The sequence below is a fragment of the Sphingomonas sp. Root720 genome, assembly GCF_001428605.1.
In the GTDB taxonomy this organism is placed as follows: Bacteria; Pseudomonadota; Alphaproteobacteria; order Sphingomonadales; family Sphingomonadaceae; genus Rhizorhabdus.
Genome location: NZ_LMID01000014.1, coordinates 287,313 through 304,246, shown reverse-complemented (window position 1 = coordinate 304,246; position 16,934 = coordinate 287,313). Strand labels below are relative to the sequence as shown.

The following is a 16,934-nucleotide window of genomic DNA, read 5'->3' as shown; positions in this document are numbered from 1 at the left end:
TCGGTCGAGCCGACGGCCTCCGCCAGCGCGGCGAAGTCCTCCGCCTTCGACGCGTCGACCGGCACATAGCTGATCCGCCGCAGGAAGGCCGCGAGCGCTTCCTCGTCGAGCCGCTCGTCGGGCACGAAGCGGCGCAGCGCCTTTTCCGAGAAATCGCGGAACGCCGCGTCGTCATGGGGGCTGCGCGCCGTCGCGACGATGGTCAGGCCCGTCGGCAGCAGCCCATCCGCCGCAAGGCCGTAGAGCGACGGCAGCAGCATACGCTGCGACAGATCGCCGGTCGCGCCGAACAGGAGCAGCTTCTCGCTCGGTGCCGACACTACGCCATCCCCCCAGTCTTCACTCTTGCAAAACCCGATAAATGTAATCGGTTACAGTTTCAAGGTCCAGGCGCATTTCTTTGCCGCGGGCATGGGCTGGGCCGGACAGAAAGGCTGCCGCTATCCCGATCCGATGTTGTCGTCGCTCCACCGGCGGATCGGGCAACCCTGCATCTCCTTCGGAAGCTCAGGCTCGTCACGATAATCACTACGTCTGGAGAAAGGGCCGGATATCAACGGTCCGCCGCTCGGCAGCACTCAGGTAGCCGGCATAGACCAGAAGGAGCACATCCTGCGCCATCATCAGGTCACTCTTCGGTGCCCGACCTTCGGCGATCGCCATAACGAAATCTTCCAGTTCGGCGGGATAGCCCGTGATCATGTCCTCGTCGGGAGCCGGAAAGGACCAGCCCGCCTTGGTTTCGGTCTTCTCGACGATATATTCGCTTTCGAAATAGGCGCCGTCGGGTGTGTAGGCCTGACAGGCGGTGTTCGGGTTGATGTTTGCGGTCGCGACCGCGCGCGAACCATAAGCGCTCAGGAAATTGCGGATACCGCCGAGCCGCGTGTCGGTCGAAGTCAGTTGGGCGACCGATCCATCCTCGAAGTCGATGAGGATCGCGGCAAAGTCCTCGACGTCCTTCCAGCCGGTAGCGATATGCTTGGGTTCCTCGGTCTGGAAGGACGGAATGTCGGTAAGCCTGGCGACCTGACAAGTCACCGAGACCGGGCGGATCGGCCGGCCATTGCGCCGACGGCCTTCCTCATACTTCACGTGCAGCGCGCCGCCGATCGGATGGACGCACAGCCGTAGCAGGGAGCCACCTCCGGCCTGGCGCCACTGCCGTGAATAATCAGCATGCGATCCCGAATGCGATTCCTCGCCCTCGATCCGCAGGATGGTCGATCCGCTTGCCGCCATCAGTCGGTTGAGCTTGGCGATCGGCGGAGCATAGACCCAGTTCTCGGCATAGCAGAAGGTGACGCCGGCCGCGCGAACGGCCTTCCCAACCGCATTGAGCTGCTCGACCACGCCGTCGAACATCGCCTGCCGAGGGAAATCCTGCGCCGACCAGTCGGCGGGCGCGCCTTCTGGCCCGAAGAAGCCGCCCAGCGGCTTTTCGCAGATGATGTGCTTGCCCTGGGCCGCGGCCTTCATGATCAGGGGAACATGCAGATGATTGGGCACACATAGGTCGACCACGTCGATATCGGGATCGGCGATCAGCGCATCGGCATCGTCCAGCACACGCGCCACACCATATTGGGCAGCGAGCGCCTCGGCCTTGCTCCGGTCGCGTCCGGCGATCCCCACGACCTCGAACGACGGACCACGGATCTTGCGATAGCTCGCCAGATGGAAATGGGCGGAAAAGCCCGCGCCGACGATACCAATTCGAACCGTTTTGCTCATCATCAACCTTTCGTCATCATGCCGGCATCGGCCGGCCGCGTGTCTCAGGCGCGAACCACGCCGCGATCAGACCGATCAGGAAGATCACGCACATCGTCATTGCTGAATAGCGGAGCGGATCGGGCGCATCGAACCCGCCGAAAAAACTGGTGCTGAGCCAAGCCGAACCGAAGCTTCCGGCAGCGGCGGCGAAACGACCGAGGTTATAGGCGAAGGATACACCCGTGCCCCGCGCGGCCGCACCGAACAGTTCCGGAAGGTAGATCGAGAAACCGGCGAACAGGCTGAACTGGGCGGCGCCCATCAACGGCATCATCCAATAGGCGTCGATCGGCGTTTGCAGCCGGGCATAGACGAAAATCGTCACAACGAAGGCCGCGGCAAAACATGTCAGGAAGGCAGGTCTTCGCCCCACCCGATCGGCGATCAGGGTGAAGACGAGCATCCCCACCGCACCGCCGGCCATCTGCAGCATATAGGCCCAGTTCTTGGCGTCGGCGACGGCTGCTGCGACCTGAGCCGGCACTAGCCGCTCGGCATAATAGCTGGTGAACACGGCATGCTGGAGATCGACCGCATATTCGCCGATTCCCCAAAGCCCAACGACGCCCGCGACCGCAAGAAGACTGCCGATAAGCAAGCCTCGACGCTCGGCCGAATTGCCGAACAGATCGACATAGGCACCGAACGCCCCTTTGGGCAGTTGCCCCCGTTCCTTGCGCTCGATCCAGGCCCGAGGCTCACGGATACCGAGAATCGCCACGATGGCGATGAGCGCCGGCAAAGCACCTACCACGAACAGCCAGCGCCACACCGCTTCCACCGCGATAAGGTCGCGGCGCGCGAGACCGTCCACCCCCATTTTCACAATTGCCGAGCCGACATTGCCGACCGTCGAGAGAAGCTGCAGTCCCGCGAGCATCGCCAGCCGCGCCGGGCCGTCGACCGTGTCGACGATAATCGCAACGGCCAGGCCGAACACCCCGCCGATCCCCAGCCCCGTCACGAAGCGCAACGCCGCGAATTCGCCCGCCGTCTGGCACAGCGCGGTGATCCCGGTGCAGATCGAATAGAGCAGGATCGAGATGGTTAGCAGCCGGACGCGGCCATAGCGATCGCCGAGCGGGCCAATGATCAGTCCGCCAAGCCCCCACCCGACGAGGAACAGCGCGGTCACCATCTTCGCGAAGGCCTGCACGTCAACATGCGAGGCCGGCAAGCCCATCAGGTCGCCGAGGGCGGGGATGCGCGCAAGCGAGAAAAGCCGCTGGTCCATCGTGTCGAAAAGCCAGGCACCCGACGCGACCGCAAAGACCAGCCACTGATAGCCGGTGACGCCCTTCCACCAAGGCCCGCTCCCCTCGTCCATGCGGACCTCCTTTTGGTACCTGCGATGAATCTGTATGACCAAAACAGCTATATTGCCGCAATTGGACAGTCAACCTGCCAGTCCAGTTATATCGTCGAGAGAAACGCTTCCAATGCGCCACGCCGACCGCGGGCCGTTAAGCCGTCGAGCGCCTCGCCAAGCTGACGGCATAGCGCATCACTGGCGCCGAACGCCGCCGGAAAGACGCCTGACGTCCGGGCTACAGCCATGGCGATCTCGCCGGGCGTACTATGCCCGTCCCATATCGCCTCCAGCCGCGGTGCGAGCGGATCGTCGGCCGGCCGACCTGGGCCCGATCTATCACCGACGAAGGCGATCCAGGCGGCAAGGCTTGCCAGATGCGCCGGACTGTTCAGCCCCTTCGCATCGCGCTCGACGATCGTCGCCAGCCAGCGCTGCGGCAGCTTCTGCGACCCGTCCATGGCGATTTGCGCAAGACGGTGCGGCAGCGCCGGATTGTCGAAACGGCGCAGGATGGCGGCAACATAGGCTTCAGGATCGAGCGCCGAAGACGGTGGCAAGGTCGGCACGGCCTCGGCCAAGAGCTGGTGGCGGACGAAGACCAGCAGTTCGGCGTCGCGTACGGCTTCGTGGACATGGGCGTGGCCGAGCGCCAGTCCCCAATAGGCCAGCGCGGAATGGGCACCGTTGAGCAGGCGCAGCTTGGCCAGTTCGAAGGGGCGGACGTCGTCGACGATCTGCGCACCGCCCGCTTCCCAACGCGGCCGCGGACCGGCAAAGCGATCTTCGATCACCCATTGGCGGAAGGTTTCGCAAATGGTGAGCCCATGATCCTCGACCGTCAGCCGCGCGCGATCGCCGGCGGTGGTCGCCGGCACGATCCGGTCCACCATGCTGTTGGGGCAGGCCCAGCCGGCGGGCCGCGCACGTCCGCGAGCCACGAGATAATCATCAAGCAAACCGCCAAGCAGTCGGCCATTGTCGGGCAGGTTGTCGCACGACAATATCGTCAGCGGCCCGGCACCGCTCGCGCAGCGGCGATCGAGCGCGGCAGCGAGATAGCCAAAGATCGTCCGCGGCGCGCCGCCCGCCAGATCATGCACAACGTCCTGCGCATCGACGAGCAGGTGATTGCTGCCCGGATCGCGATGATAGCCCTTTTCGGTTACGGTCAGGGTCACGACATGGACGCCGGGATCGGCCAGTGCCGCGATCACCCGGTCGGGATCTTCCGGTGCGACCAGCGCCTGATTGATCGACCCGATCAGACGGGAGCGCCCCCCCTCGCCGCGCTCCTCCACGACATAGAGGCAATCCTGCGGCTCCAGCGCGTCGCGCACCGCGGGCGATCGAAGCGACACTCCGATGATACCCCAGCCGGCATCGCCCGCCGCCATCGCATCATCGGTGAAGACAGCCTGATGCGCCCGGTGAAAGGCGCCGAGGCCGAGATGGACGATACCGCTGCGCGCCCGATCACGGGTATAACCGGGAAGCGCGATGCCGTCGGCGAGGGTCGAGGCGGACAAGCGCGGGCGACCGCCATTTGCGATGCTCACAGCCGGTAGGCCGTCTTGACCAGCCGATAGGCGAGATCCACCGCAAGCTCCGCCGCCTCTGTCTCGTCGAGTTGATGTTCGACGACCAGTTCGGCGAGGTATCCGCAATCGATCCGCCGGGCGACGTCGTGCCGCGCGGGTATCGACAGGAAGGCGCGGGTATCGTCGTTGAAGCCGACGAGATTCTGGAAGCCCGCCGTCTCGGTGGTCTGCCGGCGGAAGCGGCGCATCCCTTCGGGACTATCGTGAAACCACCAGGCGGGGCCAAGCTTGAGCGCGGGATAGTGGCCCGCAAGCGGCGCGAGTTCGCGCGCATAGGCGGACTCGTCGAGCGTGAACAGGATGATGCTGAGCCGCGGATCGTTGCCGAAGCGACCGAGCAACGGCCGCAGCGCGCTCACGAAATCGGTGCGGGTGGGAATGTCGGCGCCCTTGTCGCGCCCGAGGCGCAGGAACAGGTCCCGGTTATGATTGCGGAAGGAGCCGGGGTGGATCTGCATCACCAGCCCGTCCTCGATGCTCATCTCGGCCATCACCGTCAGCATATGCGCGCGGAACAGTTCCGCCTGCTCAGCTGTCGCGCGACCGCTCCGGACGGTTGCGTAGAGGCTTTCCGCTTCCGCCCGGCCGAGATCGGCCGTCGCCGCGGTGGGATGGCCATGATCGGTCGAGGTTGCCCCCGCCCCAGCGAAGAAGGCCCGCCGGTTGCGCAGCGCGGCGAGATAGCCGGCATAGTGGCCAACATCCTCGCCCGTCAGCGTGCCGAGACGATCGAGATTGGCCGCGAACCCTTCGAACTCGGGGTCGACCACCGGATCGGGACGGAAAGCGGTAACAACCCGCCCTTTCCAGCCCGACACCCGGATCGCTTCATGATATTTCAGCGGATCGAGCGGCGATTCGGTGGTCGCGAGCAGCTCGATATTGAAGCGCTGGAACAGCACCCGCGGCCGGAATTCCGGTCGAGCAAGCCGCTCCTCAATCGTGTCGAAATAGAGATCCGCGCTGTCGATGCCAAGGCGCACCTCCAAGCCGAACACCTCTGCGAACACCCAGTCGAGCCAGAGCCGCGACGGCGTGCCGCGGAACAGATGATAATGGCTGGCGAAGACCCGCCAGGCCTCGCGCGGGTCGACCGCCGCACCAATGCCGATCGACTCGAGCGGCACGCCCTGACTGTACAGCATGCGAAAGATATAGTGGTCGGGTTGCAGCAGCAGGCTACTGGCATTCTCGAACGGCGCGTCCTCGGCGAACCAGCGCGGATCGGTATGGCCGTGCGGGCTGACGATCGGCAGGCCAGCCACTTGGGCGTGGAGCCGCCGCGCGACTGCGCGGGTAGCGGGATCGGCCGGGAACAACCGGTCGGGATGGAGATGAAGCGGCGGCGGCATCACATCGCCACCGCGCGTGCGAACCGAGCGCGCGTGTCCTGCGCCGCTTTCTTGACTCTCTGAATCGCTTCCTCCTCCGTCGAGAAGAGCAGATGCTCGATCACCGCACCCAGATGTGCCCGCATCGTGGACCGAGCGCGAGCAGGATCGCGCGTGCGCAGCGCCTCGACGATCAGCATATGCTCTTCGACCACAGGCTTGACCTTGGCTGTGCGCGCTTTGGCGTGCAGCAATACGCATTCCGGTGAGGTCTGGCGCAGGTCCCAGAGCGACCGGACGCTGTGGAGCACGGCGGCATTGCGGGTGGCACCGGCGATCAGTAGGTGAAACTCGCGATCCGCCGCCTCGGCGACGACCGGATCGCCGCCCTCCCGCTCGATCGCAGTGACGATGCGCGGCAACTCCTCCAGCTCTTCGGCCGAGATGTTGACCGCTGCAAGCGCCGCCGCCTCGGATTCGATCAGCAAGCGAGCTTCGGTGAGCTCAAAGGCGCTGACGTCGAAACGGGCGACGTTGCTCCCGCCGCTTGGTTTTACATAGGCGCCCGATCCGATTCTGACGTCGACCAGCCCCTGCACCTCCAGGGCGATGATCGCCTCGCGCGCGGTGGGCCTGCTGACATTGAACTCTGCGGAGATCTCCCGTTCGGGCGGCAGGCGCCCGCCAACCGGATAGGTTCCATCGGTGATCCGCTGCGTCAGGACACGCGCGACCTCCCGGTAAAGACGCTCGGGGGCGCGGCCTGCACGCATATCGAATTCGGTATGATCCATGGACTTTGATTGATTAAACCATATCGGCCTGACAGATTTTGATTATTGACAGACCAATTCACGGCGGTCAAGGCTATCCAATCATAACGCCGCATATGGGAACATCCATGAGAATTGACGCCGCCAAAGTGATCGTGACCTCTCCGGGCCGCAATTTCGTGACCGTGAAGATCATGACCGATCAGGGTGTCTATGGCGTCGGAGACGCCACTCTCAACGGCCGCGAGCTGGCGGTCGCATCCTATCTGGAGGATCACATCCTGCCGTGCCTCATCGGCCGGGACCCTCGCAGGATCGAGGATATCTGGCAATATTTCTACCGCGGCGCCTATTGGCGGCGCGGTCCCGTGACCATGTCGGCGATCGCCGCGATCGACGTTGCGCTGTGGGATATCAAGGCCAAGATGGCGGGCATGCCGCTCTACGACCTGCTCGGCGGCAAGAGCCGCGAAGGCGTGATGGTCTATGGTCATGCCAATGGTGGCGACATCGAGGAGACGATCGACGAGGTCGGGCGCTATATCGATTTGGGCTACCGGGCGATCCGCGCCCAGTCGGGCATCCCCGGTCTGTCCACCGTCTATGGCGTGGGCCGCGGCAAGGACTATTACGAGCCCGCCGATGCCGCGCTGCCGACCGAAACGGTGTGGGACAGCGCCAAATACCTCAACTTCGCGCCGAAACTGTTCGACCGGCTGCGCGATCGGTACGGCTTCGATCATCATCTGCTTCACGATGTCCACCACCGGCTACGTCCGATCGAGGCGGCCAGGCTCGGCAAGGCGCTGGAACCCTACAGCCTGTTCTGGCTTGAGGATGCGACCCCGGCCGAGAACCAGGAGGCGTTCCGCCTGATCCGCCAGCACACCACCACGCCGCTGGCGGTGGGCGAGGTGTTCAACACGATCTGGGACTGCAAGGACCTGATCCAGAACCAGTTGATCGACTATATCCGCACGCCCGTCGTGCGGGCCGGCGGCATCACCCATATGCGCCGCATCGCCGACCTCGCCGCCCTCTATCAGGTGCAGACCGGTGCGCATGGCGCGACCGACCTGTCCCCGGTTACGATGGGCGCGGCGCTGCACTTCGACAGTTGGGTGCCCAATTTCGGCATCCAGGAATATATGCGGCATACGCCCGAGACCGACGCCGTCTTCCCGCACACCTATCACTTCGCGGACGGCTATCTCCATCCCGGAGATGCGATCGGCCACGGCGTCGACATCGATGAGGCCGAGGCTGCGAAATATCCCTACGACCCCGCCTATCTGCCGGTCGCCCGGCTCGAGGACGGGACGATGTTCAATTGGTGAGCATCGCCGTCATCGGCGAAGGCATGGTCGAACTGTCCCGCACCGGTCACGGCGCGGGGATGGCCGGCTGGGAAACGGGCTATGGCGGGGATGCGCTCAACAGCGCGATTCACCTGGCCCGTTTCGGCCTGACGACGAGCTTCCTGTCTGCACTCGGCCATGATCCGCTGAGCCGGGGCCTGCGCCAGGCCTGGACGGCGGAAGGGCTCGATCTCACCCATCTGCTCACCCATCCCGATCGCTCGGCCGGGCTCTACGCGATCGAGACCGACGCGACAGGCGAACGCAGCTTCGCCTATTGGCGCAGCGACAGCGCGGCGCGTGCCATGCTCGACCTTCCCGAGGCCGAGGCTGCCCTTGCCACGGCGGAGACGGCCGACCTGCTCTATCTGAGCCTGATCAGCCTCGCGGTCCTGCCGCCGGCCGGACGTGCGCGACTCGTCGCGCTGTGCCGCGCGGTTCGGGCGCGCGGCGGCCGGGTCGCATTCGACAGCAATTTCCGCCCCCGCCTCTGGGCCTCGCCGGACGAGGCGCGCGAAGCGGTGGAGGCAATCGGCCCATGGGTCGACATCGCGCTGCCGACCCTGGTCGACGAGACCGCGCTGTTCGGGGACCAGCCGATCGAAACGGTCGCGGCGCGCTGGCGCAACTGGGGTGCCGCCGAGGTGGCGGTGAAGAACGGCGCCGAGGGCTGCCTGCTGGCGCTGGATGACGAAAGCCGCCCAATCGCTCCGCCACAGGCCGTGGCCGCGATCGACAGCAGTGGCGCCGGTGACGCGTTCAATGCAGGCTACCTCGCCGCGCGACTACAGGACCGCACGCCCGATCAGGCGGCGCTGACGGGCCATCGCCTGGCCGCCTGGGTCATCGCCCGACGTGGTGCGATCCCCGTCCGGGATGCCGACGCCCCCTATCGGGTCTAACCACAGCGCTCGACCAATCTGACCAAAATCCGCCGCGGCTATTGCCGCCGCGCCGGCTATCGCTATTTTCCTGGGTCAAAGACACAGGGATTCCGACAAGCATGGCGCGCAAGCAGGACGAGGTGATGAAGGCGCAAGATCGCGACAATGCGCCGGGGGCATCGCAGGATCGCCTCTATCGCGACATCGCCCGCCGGTTGATGGACCGCATCAACGACGGCAGCTATCCGGTCGGCGGGCGCCTGCCGGCCGAACGGGAGATCTCCACCGAGTTCAACGTCAGCCGCCCCACGGTGCGCGAGGCGATCATCGCGCTGGAAGTTCAGGGCATCGTCGAGGTCCGCGTCGGATCGGGCGCATATGTCCGCCGGCAGACCGCCGCCGCCGAAACGCCGGGCTTCAGCGTTACCGCCTTCGAGCTGACCGAAGCCCGACTGCTGTTCGAAGGCGAGGCTGCGGCCTTGGCCGCGACCAACATTTCCGACGAGGAACTGGCCGAACTGTCCAGCCTGATCGGCCGCATCGCCGGCCCGGACGCAACCGCGGCCGAAGCCGCGGATCGCGAGTTTCACATGCTGATCGCCCATGCGACGCGCAATGCGGCGGTGGTGGGCACGATCGAATCGCTCTGGTCTCTGCGACAGACCTCGCCCGAATGCGTACTGCTCCACGCCAAGGCGCGCACTGCGATGGTCAAGCCGGTGGTCGAGGAGCATATGGCGATCGTCGAGGCGCTGCGCTCTCGCGAGCCGGGACGCGCCCGCAACGCGATGCGCACGCATCTGGGCGCGGTGATCGAACATCTGTTGTTCGCGACCGAGGAAGAGGCCATCGAGCGCGCCAAACAGGCCGCCCAGGACACTCGCGCACGCTTCGCACGATCGATCACCATGTAGGCTGGCGCTCTCGATTCGAGAGTTGACTGACCAATTTCATATATCTATCCACTTTGGTCATGCAATGTGGCCTGTCGATTGTGGATGGAGATTGAAATGGATCGCCGCGAGCTTCTCAAGATGTCCACCCTCTCGCTGGCCGGGCTAGCCGTAGCGCCCGCCTTCGCGCGGGGCCGTAAGGCGCGCCGCTGGGGTGTTCAGGCCGGCACCATCCTCAAGGCGCTTGAAGCGGATTTCGAAGGCACGCTGAAAGCGGTTGCGGCGATGGGCTACAAGGAAATCGGTACGACCGGCAGCTTCGGCCGCGATCCGCATTATGTCCGCGCGCAGTTCGATCGTTTTGGTCTGACATCTCCGAACAACCATGTCGCCCCAAAGGCAACCTACCAGTCCTTCCAGAGCTGGGTGCGGCGCGAGGTTTCGACCGAAGCCAATCGCGAGGTCTATGCGCAGAGCTTCTCGCTCGAAAATGCCATTGCATCGTTCGAAGACGGCATCCAGACCTCCAAGATCCTCGGCCAGAAATATGTGATGTGGGCGATCCTGCTGCCTAACCAGATCGCCGACCGCCCGACGATCGACAAGCATATCAAGCTGTTCAACCAGCTCGGCGACATGTGCGCGAAGGAGGGGCTGACCTTCGCCTTCCACAACCATGACCGCGAGTTCGCCAAGATCGGCAACGACGTCATCCTCGACCTGTTCTTGGACAATACCGATGCGAAGAAGGTGAAGTTCGAGCTCGATTTCTACTGGGCGACCAAGGCCGGGGCCGATCCGCTCGCTTATCTCAGGCGCTATGCCGGGCGCACGAAGCTCTGCCACATCAAGGATATCACCGCGACCGGCGACTTCGCCGCCGTCGGCAGCGGAACGCTCGATGTGCCCGCCCTGGTCAAGGCCGGCGACAAGGCCGGGATCGAGCATTTCCTGGTAGAGATCGACCGCTCGGACGATCCGATGGGCTCGATCGCCAGCTCGATCAAATATCTGCGCAAGACCATCGGCTGATTCCGGGCCAAAGCCGGTACCGCCGGTCCGAAGCCGTTTCCTGGTGACCGGAGTCTGTCATGACCTCTTCCGTCTTTGATGCCATCGTCGTCGGCTCGGGCATTTCGGGCGGATGGGCGGCCAAGGAGTTGACCGAACGGGGCGCCCGCGTGCTTCTGATCGACCGGGGCCGCATGGTCCGCCATGGCGAGGATTATCCCAGCGAACACAAAGCCCCCTGGGAGATGCCCTTCCACGGCTTCGGCGACCGGCTGCTCTACGAGTCCGACTATGCGGTGCAACGGCGTGGCCGGGGGTTCGAGGAGGGCAGCGCCCATTTCTTCGTCAACGACCGCGAGCATCCCTATAAGGTCGAGCCCGGCACCCGCTTCTCCTGGTTGCGCGGCTATCAGGTCGGCGGCCGGTCGCTGGTCTGGGGGCGGGCGTCCTTCCGGCTCAGCGATTTCAACTTCGGCGAGAATAAGCGCGACGGCCACGGCATCGACTGGCCGATCCGCTATGCCGACATTTCCCCCTGGTACGACCATGTCGAACGCTTCATCGGCGTGAGCGGAGCCCGCGAAGGCATCGACAGTCTGCCCGACGGCGAGTTCCTCCCGCCCTTCGCAATGAACTGTATCGAGGAACATGCGAAGAAGGGGATCGAACGCAGCTTCCCCGGCCGCCGGATGATCAATGAGCGGACCGCGGTGCTCAGCCAAGACCATAATGGACGCTCCGCCTGCCATCTGTGCGGTCCCTGCCAACGCGGCTGCTCGACCGGCTCCTATTTCAGTACCCAGAGCTCGACCCTGCCCGCGGCCGAGGCGACGGAACGGCTGACGGTGATGTCGGACACGATCGTCGCCGGAGTCGACTATGATCCGACACTCAAGCGGGTCACGGGCGTGCGCACGATCAACAGCAAGACCGGCGCACGGGAAACGATCACCGCACGGTTGATCTTCCTCAACGCGTCGACCCTCGGCACCATCCATATTCTGCTCAATTCCCGGAGTAATGCCTTCCCCAACGGTCTCGCCAACAGCAGCGGTGCGGTAGGCCGGGATATCATGGACACCGTCAAGGGGCCGATCATCACCGGCACCTTCTCCGGCTTCGAGGACCAGCAACCGATCGGAAATCGGCCGACAGGCATCTACATCCCCCGCTTCCGCAACGTCGCCGACCGCGAAACCGACTTCCTGCGCGGTTATGGCTATCAGGGCAGCGGTTCGCGCGCGCTGTGGACGCGCGGCATCGATTCCCGGACGATCGGCGCCGACCTCAAGGCCGAATTGCGCAAGCCTGGCCCTTGGACGATCATGCTCGGCGCCATGGGCGAACCGCTGCCCAATTACGACAATGTCGTGCGGCTCGATCCGAACAAGACCGACAAATGGGGTTTGCCCCAGCTCCTCGTCTCGCACCGCTGGACCGCGAACGAGGAGCGCATGGCGCAAGACATGGCCGACCAGGGCGAGGCAATGATGCGCGCGGCGGGTGCGGTGAAGGTCACGACGATCCGCGAGATCAAGCCTGCCGGCGAAACCAACCATGAAATGGGCGGCGCGCGCATGGGCCACGATCCGCGCGAAGCGGTGCTCAACCGCTTCAATCAAGCGCACGACATCGCCAATCTGTTCATCACCGACGGCAGCTGCATGACCTCGTCGCCCTGCCAGAACCCGTCGCTGACCTACATGGCGTTATCCGCCCGCGCCGCCGATTTCGCCATGAAGCAGCTCAAGGAAGGCGCATTGTGACGACGTCCCATCGCCCGGACCGACTTTCCCGCCGGACCATCCTGAAGAGCGGCGCCATCGGCGGCAGCGCCGGCGCCCTGCTGGTGGCAGGCGCGCCGCTTGCGGCCGCGCCTGCCACGCCACCGGTCGCGACATCCTCGCGACAGGCGCTCCTCACGGCGCTGGTCGATACGATCATCCCCGCGACCGACACGCCCGGCGCGGGCGAGGCTCGAGTCGCCGATTTCGTGACGATGATGGTCGAGCGCTGGCTGCACCCCGACGAACGGGCCCGCTTCCTCGCCGGGCTCGAGAGCTTCGATGCCACCGTTCGGAAAACCAGCGGCCAGGCTTTCGCAAATCTGCCCCCTACCCGCCGGCTGGAGATACTTCGGACGATGGCCGCCATGGAAGCCGACACCGCCAGCGCGCAGACCGCCGGTCCCTTCATCGCGCAGATTCGGGCGCTGACGATCTATGGCTATTACACGTCCGAGATCGGTGCATCGCAGGAACTCCAGCTCAATCTCGTTCCCGGAGAATACGACCCCTGCCATGACATCCAGCCCGGCGAAAATGCCGTCTCGCTAGGACGCAGCAATGCCGTTCTGCGGATGCCCTGACCGGTTCCTCCGTCCCATATCCCGCAAAGGATGCTCGCAATGCCGTCTCACGAAGAAGCCGAGCGTCTGTCCTTTTCGCGCCGGGACGCCACCCGATGGCTATTCGCGGCCCCTGCCGCCGCCCTCGCGCTGAAGCCAGGTATCGCTGCCACGATCAAGCCTGACCATCCCCATTCGAAATGGGCCGGAGTGCAGGTCGGCCTGAATGTGCCGTACAGCTTCGGCACCCGTACGGCGCTCGATGCGGAGCAGGTGCTAGAGCGGACCGTCGCGCTCGGCATCAGCTCGGTCGAGCTGCGCATCCAGCCGATCGAGATTTCGCTCGGTCTGCCCAGAGAACTGGTGCTCGGCCCGGCGCCGTCCGATTACAAGGCGGTCTATTATCCCAAGGGCGATGCCCCGGCCATCCTACCCGCCGCCCCCGGCCGGGCCGTGCTGACCCAAGCCGATTTCGATGCCTATGACGCCGGTGCGATCAAGCGTCGCGCTTGGCGGCTCGCGCTGCCGATCCGATCGGTCGAGCGCGTTCGCAGGATGTATGATGCCGCCGGGGTCAAGATCGACATCGTCAAGTTCGACGGCATCAACGACTTCGAGGGCGAGGAGATGGACTATATGTTCAACATCGCCAAGGCGATCGGCGCCCGCGCCATTTCCGGCGAGATGTCGATCCCGGCGATCCCGAACCTTGCCAAGGCCGCCGACAAGCATCGCTTCATGGTTGGCCTCCACAACCATCTACCGATTACACCGGCGATGTGGGAGGATGCCTTCCGCCAGAGCCGCTATCTCGGAGCCAACCTCGATATCGGCCATTTCCTGGCGGGAAACCAGATGTCGCCCGTGCCCTTCATCACGGAGCATCATGCGCGGATCACCCATCTGCACGTCAAGGACAAGACGCTGGCCAACGTAAACGTGGACTTCGGCAAGGGCGACACGCCCGTCCGCGAGATCCTGCAGCTGATCCGCGACAAGCGATGGAATATCCCGGCGACGATCGAATATGAAATTCCGCTCGCTCCCGATACCGATCGCGACGCGGAAGTTCGCAAAGCCATCGATTACTGCCGTCTTTGCCTGGTCGACTGACACATTCCTCTCATGAGCACATGGCAATCTAAAATTCTTCGATCGATCTAACTGACCGACGGTTATTTCTCGTCACCATACGATCTGGGGGCGTCGACGCACTCGTAGCGACGACGGCCGTCGAAATCCCTCTTTCGAATAGTCCGTCGGGCACGGCACTTGCCTCATCGCGCCCGCCGCTCAGGCAGCGCGAAGGCGATGAAGCTGCCACCCGGCGCCTGGCCGGGCACGCCGGTTTTTCCACCACCGGCTGCGATAACGACGAACTGCCGCCCATCAGCCTCGTAGATCGCCGGTGTCGCATTGCCGGCAGCAGGCAACAGCGTTTCCCACAACAGCTTGCCGGTGCGCTTGTCATAGGCACGGAACTTGCGGTCGTGGATCGTCGCACCGATGAAAAACAATCCCCCGGCGGTTACGACACCGCCGCCATAATTGTCCGATCCCGTATCGCGCAGCCCCTTGGCGGCCAGGTCCGGATATTCCCCGAAATTGCGGCGCCACGCATAGCGGCCGCTGTTCAGGTCGATGGCGCTCAGCGTGCCCCAGGGGGGGCTGATGCCGGGATAGCCGTCAGGATCGGAGAGCTTGCCATAGCCCGCGAAGCTGTATTCCGCCGCGTCAGACCGTGTCTTGACCCCCGCCTTCAGGGCGGTGTCGCGATTGTAGACGATATAATCGGCGACCGCGCCGATGCCTTCATTGCCGAGATGTTCGAAGCTGGGCATGCGGCCGCCGCCGCGGCCGATCATGCGGAAGACATCGAACTTGGTCAGACGGTCGCCGACCCCGACCAGCGAGGGAAACTCAGGTGGCGATCCCTGGCGGTCGGCACCGTGACAGGCCGCGCATTCGGCCTCGTAGATCGCCCTGCCCGACGCGATCGGCGAGGTCGACCGCTTGCCCAGTTGCAAGACCGAGGGCTTCTCGTTGCTGTTGACGTAGAGCAGGCCGGTCTCGGGATCGAAGGCCGATCCGCCCCATTCGGCACCGCCGTCGGTGCCGGGCGCTATCAGGGTCCCGCCGAAGCTGGGCGGCGAGAAGAGCCCCGATGCCGCAAACTGGTCGAGCCGCTCGGCCGCCGCCTTGGCGGCAGCCGGCGTGCGTTGGGTCAGGCCCTTCCGGCTGAGGCCCTGCCGTGCGAACGGGGTCGGCAACAGCGGGAAGGGCTGGGTCGGTGAGGCATGCTCGCCGGGAATGGTGGACGGAGGCACCGGCCGTTCGACGATCGGGAAGAGCGGCGCGCCCGTCACCCGGTCGAACACATAGACGAAGCCCTGCTTGCTGGTCTGCGCGACCGCATCGATCATCCGTCCGTCGCGTCGTACGGTCACCAGACTGGGTGGCGCCGGAAAGTCATAGTCCCACAAATCGTGGTGGACTGCCTGGAAATGCCAGAGTCTTTTGCCGGTCGCCGCATCGAGCGCGACCAGCGAATTGGCGAAGAGATTGTCACCCTGGCGGTCGCCGCCAAAGAAATCCTTATCGCCCTGCCCCGCCGATGCGGTCGGCACGAACAGGATGCCGCGCTTCTCGTCCACTGCCATGCCAGCCCAGGCATTGGCGCCGTTGATCGTCTTCCACGCATCCTTTGGCCAGGTCTCATACCCGAATTCACCGGGCTGCGGGATCGTATGGAAGGTCCAGCGGATTTGCCCGGTCCGCACGTCATAGGCCCGAATATGGCCGGGCGCCCAACCGGTGGTCCCCATGATGAGGAGGTCCTTGTAAACCACGCCCGGCGAATTGGCGCCAACCGAGATATCCCTCGGATCGCGCCCAAGGCCTTCGCGAAGGTCCACCCGACCATTCGTCCCAAAACCGCCTATCGCCTTGCCCGTGCGGGCGTCGACCGCAAGCAGGAACGAGCGCGAGGTCATGAAGATGCGGGCGTCGCGCCCGTCGGTCCAATAACTGACCCCGCGCAACCGCTGTTTGCTGATCACTTTCTCGCCCGGGTTGGGATCGAAAACCCAGAGCGGCTTGCCGTTGGCCGCGTCGAGCGCGAACAGCCGCAGCTTGGGCGAGACAACGTACATCACCTCGCCGACCACGATCGGGTTATACTCCATCTCTGACGCATTGGCGCCGTCGCCGAACGCGTCGCCGGTTTCGAACGTCCAAGCGATCTCCAATTGCCGGACGTTCGCCGTGTCGATCTGCCGAAGCGAGGAATAATGGATGTTGTCGGCGCCGCCGCCATAGGTCGGCCATCCGCTATACATTCGCGATGTCTCGATCGCGCCCGGTGCGGCAAGCAGCGTCGCCGAGACCATGGCAAGCAAGAGGACCGCCGATCTGTGCATCTCCAACTCCTTCTGGCAGCAAGCATAGCGGTCATACCACTTGTTTCCTGACTGAACATATGGCGGATTATGGAACTTCCGATTTGGTACAACGAATCGGAAAACGATATGCGGCGACGCCCGAGCGTATAGCATCCCTATAATCGGTCAGACCGATCTACCGCAGCCAAGGAGAAGCAGTTGTCCGATGCGCGCTTGTCGGACCATCGACTGGGACACGCCTCAACGCCAG

At 64.5% G+C, this 16,934-nt stretch carries 13 protein-coding genes and 1 pseudogene; 7 read left to right on the top strand and 7 right to left on the bottom strand.

Features of this window, described 5'->3' with window-relative positions:
• The 6 genes and pseudogenes from ASE22_RS22175 to ASE22_RS22150 form a co-directional block, all read right to left on the bottom strand.
• Positions 1-320 (bottom strand): annotated as a pseudogene (locus ASE22_RS22175) (glucose-6-phosphate dehydrogenase); the annotation flags it as partial.
• A 208-nt stretch (positions 321-528) separates the two neighbouring features.
• On the bottom strand, positions 529-1,737 hold the full coding sequence (locus ASE22_RS22170) for a Gfo/Idh/MocA family protein (RefSeq protein ID WP_235537431.1): 1,209 nt from the start codon (positions 1,735-1,737) through the stop codon (positions 529-531).
• 13 nt (positions 1,738-1,750) lie between these two features.
• Positions 1,751-3,103 (bottom strand): MFS transporter, encoded by a 1,353-nt coding sequence (locus ASE22_RS22165; protein WP_056364660.1) that lies wholly within the window; start codon positions 3,101-3,103, stop codon positions 1,751-1,753.
• Positions 3,104-3,189: 86 nt separating this feature from the next.
• Positions 3,190-4,614, bottom strand: coding sequence for a mannitol dehydrogenase family protein (locus ASE22_RS22160; protein ID WP_235536402.1), 1,425 nt, complete (start codon positions 4,612-4,614; stop codon positions 3,190-3,192).
• A gap of 26 nt (positions 4,615-4,640) precedes the next feature.
• Complete coding sequence (gene uxaC, locus ASE22_RS22155) at positions 4,641-6,038, bottom strand: glucuronate isomerase (protein ID WP_056364656.1); 1,398 nt, start codon at positions 6,036-6,038, stop codon at positions 4,641-4,643.
• Complete coding sequence (locus ASE22_RS22150) at positions 6,038-6,811, bottom strand: FadR/GntR family transcriptional regulator (RefSeq protein ID WP_056364654.1); 774 nt, start codon at positions 6,809-6,811, stop codon at positions 6,038-6,040. Before ASE22_RS22150 ends, uxaC begins: the two co-directional genes overlap by 1 nt.
• 107 nt (positions 6,812-6,918) lie before the next feature.
• On the opposite strand from ASE22_RS22150, the gene manD reads away from it, so the two are divergent.
• The 7 genes from manD to ASE22_RS22115 all read left to right on the top strand — a co-directional run bounded on the left by manD (position 6,919) and on the right by ASE22_RS22115 (position 14,396).
• Positions 6,919-8,127: a D-mannonate dehydratase ManD gene (manD, locus tag ASE22_RS22145; RefSeq protein WP_056364652.1), complete on the top strand. Its 1,209-nt coding sequence runs from the start codon at positions 6,919-6,921 to the stop codon at positions 8,125-8,127.
• Positions 8,121-9,050, top strand: a complete 930-nt coding sequence (locus tag ASE22_RS22140) for a sugar kinase (RefSeq protein WP_082545517.1) — start codon at positions 8,121-8,123, stop codon at positions 9,048-9,050. The genes manD and ASE22_RS22140 overlap by 7 nt, the downstream gene beginning before the upstream one ends.
• 101 nt (positions 9,051-9,151) lie before the next feature.
• Entirely contained in the window at positions 9,152-9,946 is a 795-nt protein-coding gene (locus ASE22_RS22135) for a FadR/GntR family transcriptional regulator (RefSeq protein ID WP_082545518.1), read from the top strand.
• A 96-nt stretch (positions 9,947-10,042) separates the two neighbouring features.
• On the top strand, positions 10,043-10,957 hold the full coding sequence (locus tag ASE22_RS22130) for a sugar phosphate isomerase/epimerase family protein (protein ID WP_056364650.1): 915 nt from the start codon (positions 10,043-10,045) through the stop codon (positions 10,955-10,957).
• Positions 10,958-11,016: 59 nt separating this feature from the next.
• Positions 11,017-12,702 (top strand): GMC oxidoreductase, encoded by a 1,686-nt coding sequence (locus ASE22_RS22125; RefSeq protein ID WP_056364648.1) that lies wholly within the window; start codon positions 11,017-11,019, stop codon positions 12,700-12,702.
• Positions 12,699-13,304 (top strand): gluconate 2-dehydrogenase subunit 3 family protein, encoded by a 606-nt coding sequence (locus ASE22_RS22120; RefSeq protein WP_235536401.1) that lies wholly within the window; start codon positions 12,699-12,701, stop codon positions 13,302-13,304. Before ASE22_RS22125 ends, ASE22_RS22120 begins: the two co-directional genes overlap by 4 nt.
• Before the next feature lie 39 nt (positions 13,305-13,343).
• Complete coding sequence (locus ASE22_RS22115) at positions 13,344-14,396, top strand: sugar phosphate isomerase/epimerase family protein (protein ID WP_235536400.1); 1,053 nt, start codon at positions 13,344-13,346, stop codon at positions 14,394-14,396.
• A gap of 164 nt (positions 14,397-14,560) precedes the next feature.
• Here the strand turns inward: ASE22_RS22115 and ASE22_RS22110 are convergent, their stop codons facing one another.
• On the bottom strand, positions 14,561-16,702 hold the full coding sequence (locus ASE22_RS22110) for an outer membrane protein assembly factor BamB family protein (RefSeq protein WP_056364646.1): 2,142 nt from the start codon (positions 16,700-16,702) through the stop codon (positions 14,561-14,563).
• Positions 16,703-16,934 lie beyond the last annotated feature (232 nt).

What these genes read in the sequence shown, in the direction of transcription:
- ASE22_RS22170 (WP_235537431.1), bottom strand. Translation starts at nt 1,737, where the DNA reads ATGATGAGCAAAACGGTTCGAATTGGTATCGTCGGCGCGGGCTTTTCC.
- ASE22_RS22150 (WP_056364654.1), bottom strand. Translation starts at nt 6,811, where the DNA reads ATGGATCATACCGAATTCGATATGCGTGCAGGCCGCGCCCCCGAGCGT.
- ASE22_RS22125 (WP_056364648.1), top strand. Translation starts at nt 11,017, where the DNA reads ATGACCTCTTCCGTCTTTGATGCCATCGTCGTCGGCTCGGGCATTTCG.
- ASE22_RS22135 (WP_082545518.1), top strand. Translation starts at nt 9,152, where the DNA reads ATGGCGCGCAAGCAGGACGAGGTGATGAAGGCGCAAGATCGCGACAAT.
- uxaC (WP_056364656.1), bottom strand. Translation starts at nt 6,038, where the DNA reads ATGCCGCCGCCGCTTCATCTCCATCCCGACCGGTTGTTCCCGGCCGAT.
- ASE22_RS22115 (WP_235536400.1), top strand. Translation starts at nt 13,344, where the DNA reads ATGCCGTCTCACGAAGAAGCCGAGCGTCTGTCCTTTTCGCGCCGGGAC.
- manD (WP_056364652.1), top strand. Translation starts at nt 6,919, where the DNA reads ATGAGAATTGACGCCGCCAAAGTGATCGTGACCTCTCCGGGCCGCAAT.
- ASE22_RS22110 (WP_056364646.1), bottom strand. Translation starts at nt 16,702, where the DNA reads ATGCACAGATCGGCGGTCCTCTTGCTTGCCATGGTCTCGGCGACGCTG.
- ASE22_RS22165 (WP_056364660.1), bottom strand. Translation starts at nt 3,103, where the DNA reads ATGGACGAGGGGAGCGGGCCTTGGTGGAAGGGCGTCACCGGCTATCAG.
- ASE22_RS22130 (WP_056364650.1), top strand. Translation starts at nt 10,043, where the DNA reads ATGGATCGCCGCGAGCTTCTCAAGATGTCCACCCTCTCGCTGGCCGGG.